Below are 2,920 nucleotides of genomic sequence, written 5' to 3'. Positions count from 1 at the left end.
CGAGCAGCAACGTACCTGGACTGGATTCATAGCTACAATCACCACAGACCCCATACCGGCATCGGCGGCAAATCACCCATCGACCGCGTTCACAACGTCAGTGGGAAGAACACCTAGGGTGCATGGCTGTTTTTCCGCACGCTGCGATTCTGGACGTGGTTATGATCGCCGTCGTACCCGTGCTTATAAGGTTCTGCCCCGTGCACTTGGGTATTGACTCGGTGCGCAGAAATGCCGCGCGCTGGCGCATGCCCCCGGAGAGTTCGAAAGGATGTGTATCTTCAAGACCGGACAAACCGAAGGCCGCTAAGAGACGAGCATCGCGAGCACGAGCCAAAGGCTCGGAACACCGTTTTCAGCGAGAACATCGTCGGAACGGTGGCCAGGAGAAGCAATTCAATTACCCGAGGTTTCGTCAGGGCAATGTATGCGTTCAGGGTGCTGCGGATGCTCCGCGGTCCGCTCCAAATGGGGATTTCTCCGGCAACGTCCACAACTCCTCTGACACTGTGAAAGTCACGCCAATTGCAGATCAAGCCCACCACCGCGCCTGTAGCGACCAGTTGGCCGGCGTGGACACTGTTTCAATCCTCGAGGGCTGCGCCCTGTTTCTCGGGGAGTCCGAAAGCGCCGAGGGCCGCAACCACGAAGAACATGGCAAACACCGCGAATAGGAGGCCGGTCCCGCCCGTCTCGCGAAGCGACGGCACGGCCAGCGGCGCCAGGATTGCGGCGATCCGCCCGATGCCGGCCGCCCATCCGGCCCCGGTGGCTCGGATGCGCGTGGGGTAGAGCTCGGGGGTCACGGCGTACAGCGCTCCCCATGCGCCGAGGTTGAAGAAAGAGAGCAGCATGCCGGCACCGATCACCTGGGTGACGTCTCCGGCGGACCCGAAAAGCGCCGCCGAGAGTGCCGATCCGATGAGGAACACAGCGAGGGTTCGGCGCCGCCCCCACCGTTCGATCAGGTACGCCGAGGCAGCGTATCCCGGCAATTGAGCCACCGTGATGATAAGCGTATACGCGAAGGAGCGAACCAGGGAGAATCCCGACGCGACCAGGATGGTCGGAAGCCAGATAAAGGCGCCGTAGTAGGAGAAATTCACGCAGAACCAGACCAGCCACAACGCACCGGTTCGGCGACGCAGGCCGCGCGACCACAGCGCGGTGACGCGCGTTTTGGCCGCGGGAATGGTCGGTTCTGGACTTGTCGCCGCAGGCAGTGCCAAATCATCGGGTGCAGCGGTGACTCCGGCGGACTTTTCGAAGCGTCGAACGGTCGACTCCGCGTCCTGGAAACGGCCACGCGACTCGAGGTAGCGAACCGACTCCGGCAGCCGCAGCCGCACGACCACCGCGTACACGGCCGGAGCCGCTCCAATAGCTAGCGCCCAGCGCCATCCCTCGGCCGAAGACGGTACAACGAGAAACCCGATCACGGCGGAAAGGGTCCAACCGATGGCCCAGAACGATTCGAGGAAGACGATGATTCGGCCACGAATTCGTGGCGGCGCGAACTCGCTCACGAGCGTCGAGGCGACCGGAAGCTCACCACCGAGACCGAGCCCCACGACGAATCGCCAGGCAATGAGTATGGCCACGGACCCAGACAATGCCGACGCTCCCGTCGCGAGTCCGTAGACGAGCAGTGTGAGTGCGAAAACTTGGCGTCGACCAATGCGGTCGGCCAGCAAGCCGCCGAGAACTGCACCAATGGCCATGCCGATGAACCCGGCGGACGCGATCCAGGACAGCTCCGCGTCTGTGGTCTTCCATTGCACCGCCAATTGGGCAAGGACGAAGGAGATGAGTCCAACGTCCATCGCATCCAGTGCCCAGCCCAGGCCGGAACCCACGAGCACCCTGCGGTGCTCCCGGGTGAACGGAAGGGCATCCAATCGTTGGGACCGACTGGAACGTGCGCGAGCTTCAACCATCAGGTGTCCACTTCAGCGTTGGCGGCAATGCGGCGAATTGAGGGTGATACGTCCACCGGATGATCGAACGGCGGTTTCAAGCGACGGAAGCAACAGGGGCTATTTCCTTCTTCGAGACTAGCTGGCTGAGCAGGTCGGCTGGGGTGTTGCGTTCGAGGATTTTGCGGGGCCGCTCGTTGAGTTCAGTGGCGACTTCGAGGAGGCGTTGAGCGCTGTGGGCGTTCAGGCGGTGCCTTTCGGGAAGTGCTGGCGCAGTTGGCCAATGGTGTTTTCGTTCGAGCCGCCCTGCCATGGTGAACCTGGATCACAGAAGAAGATCGGAACACCGGTTGCTTTGGTGATCTCCACGTGCCGGGCCAGCTCGGTTCCTTGATCCCACGTCAATGACCGCCGCAGAAGCGCCGGCAGGCCTTCCAGCACACGGATGAGTCCATCGTGGAGTTCAGCGGAGCCGTGGCCGTTGGGCAGATGCACCATGACGACGAACCGCGTCGTGCGTTCATCTAAAATCGCGATCGCCGATCCCGACGCCGAACCGACGATCAGATCACCCTCCTTACGATGTTGTGNTCCTTACGATGTTGTGAGTGTCGGAGGCGGAGTAATGTTCCGGCAACCCTCGGGCGATGGGTATGGCTGAGGTCTCCTTGCCGCCTGGACGGCTTACTGGGAATGGCCGCCCGTCGCCCGTGTGATGACTCGACCGCTGATTGAGAATTGCGACATCGATCGCTGTGTAAGGACGTGCCGGCGCAGTTATCCGCAGGGACCATAACTCCACATTAGAAGGAACACTCTGTGCCAAAAATCTGGGCCGGCATCGACGCTGGCAAACGTGAACACCACTGCGTCGTCATCGACGAAGCAGGCAAAAAGCTCCTGTCCGAACGCGTCGAGAACGACGAGAGCGTCCTGCTGGAACTCATCGCATCGGTCGTTGACCTAGCCGACGGCGAGCCTGTGACCTGGGCGACCGACTTCAA

Annotated in this window: 3 protein-coding genes and 1 pseudogene; 2 read left to right on the top strand and 2 right to left on the bottom strand. The window is 61.7% G+C overall.

What is annotated here, in order from left to right:
* A partial coding sequence (locus tag E3T50_RS12490; RefSeq protein ID WP_166784209.1) for an integrase core domain-containing protein occupies nucleotides 1-117 on the top strand: 117 nt, incomplete at its 5' end.
* 467 nt (nucleotides 118-584) lie between these two features.
* On the opposite strand, the gene E3T50_RS12475 is transcribed toward E3T50_RS12490, so the two are convergent.
* Together E3T50_RS12475 and E3T50_RS12470 are read right to left on the bottom strand one after the other, a co-directional pair.
* The gene (locus E3T50_RS12475; protein WP_134552306.1) at nucleotides 585-1,937 is read right to left on the bottom strand and encodes an MFS transporter; all 1,353 of its coding nucleotides are present in this window, start codon (nucleotides 1,935-1,937) and stop codon (nucleotides 585-587) included.
* A 76-nt stretch (nucleotides 1,938-2,013) separates the two neighbouring features.
* Nucleotides 2,014-2,492, bottom strand: a pseudogene (locus E3T50_RS12470) (IS30 family transposase); the annotation flags it as partial.
* A gap of 243 nt (nucleotides 2,493-2,735) precedes the next feature.
* On the opposite strand from E3T50_RS12470, the gene E3T50_RS12465 reads away from it, so the two are divergent.
* A partial coding sequence (locus tag E3T50_RS12465) for an IS110 family transposase (protein ID WP_166784294.1) occupies nucleotides 2,736-2,920 on the top strand: 185 nt, incomplete at its 3' end.

This window comes from Cryobacterium gelidum, assembly GCF_004403985.1.
In the GTDB taxonomy this organism is placed as follows: Bacteria; Actinomycetota; Actinomycetes; order Actinomycetales; family Microbacteriaceae; genus Cryobacterium; species Cryobacterium gelidum.
Note: the sequence above shows the minus strand (reverse complement) of the source record. Positions and strands in the feature narration are given on the sequence as shown.

Excerpts from the sequence above, each read along its gene's own strand:
- E3T50_RS12475 (WP_134552306.1), bottom strand. The coding sequence starts at position 1,937 with ATGGTTGAAGCTCGCGCACGTTCCAGTCGGTCCCAACGATTGGATGCC.